The sequence below is a fragment of the Mucilaginibacter sp. P4_G9 genome, from assembly GCF_056400985.1.
This window is the reverse complement of record NZ_JBFUKF010000898.1, coordinates 1-744: the sequence shown is the minus strand read 5'-3', so window position 1 is coordinate 744 and position 744 is coordinate 1. Positions and strand designations below refer to the sequence as shown.

Below are 744 nucleotides of genomic sequence, written 5' to 3'. Positions count from 1 at the left end.
ATGTTATACCTGATACATAAGGCGAGAGACGTAGGGTGTGCGATTTAAATTGCAGTTATAAGATACCATTCCGGCAAATCCTTTTCGTACCTCATGACTTACCAGCTTTAATAAGCGCTTCAAGTTCAAAGTTGGCTATTTTCAGTTTATTGATAAGTTCTTTGTTTTCTTTCCGTAGTTCATATATTTCAATGGCATTTTGAATGTAAATTTTAAGCTCGTTGTTTTGCCAGGGTTTTACAAGGTATTTATATACCTGCCCCCTGTTAATAGCATCCATTACGGCATTAACATCCGAAAAACCTGTTAAAAGTATCCGGATAGTATCAGGGTATAGTGGTAAAATTGATTCTAAAAATTCAATACCAGTGGTATCAGGCATACGCTGATCAGTAATTATCACGCCAATTTCCTGGGCGAGTAGCACCTGACGACCTTCGGCAGCCGACTGGGCTGTGTAAATATTAAAATTTCTCCTGAATGCCGCCTTAAAACTATTCAGATTATTTATTTCATCGTCAACATACAACACTCCTACGGACATAGTAATAATTTAGGTTAAATAGGCTTTTAATAATTGGTTATAAAGTCAAATGTATTGAAAGTTTTATTTTCTTCGCATTTTTATTATAATTATGCTCAATTAAGTGTAAAACCCCTATAGTAAATATGAAGAAAATATTAATAGCCGCGTATTTACTATTATTGAATACTATAGCTTTTGCCTATAATACAGATACGTTG

Annotated in this window: 1 protein-coding gene; it reads right to left on the bottom strand. The window is 34.1% G+C overall.

What is annotated here, in order from left to right:
* Nucleotides 1-91 precede the first annotated feature (91 nt).
* Nucleotides 92-544 (bottom strand): response regulator, encoded by a 453-nt coding sequence (locus tag AC1DPZ_RS28430; RefSeq protein WP_477409854.1) that lies wholly within the window; start codon nt 542-544, stop codon nt 92-94.
* Between the last annotated feature and the right edge of the window lie 200 nt (nt 545-744).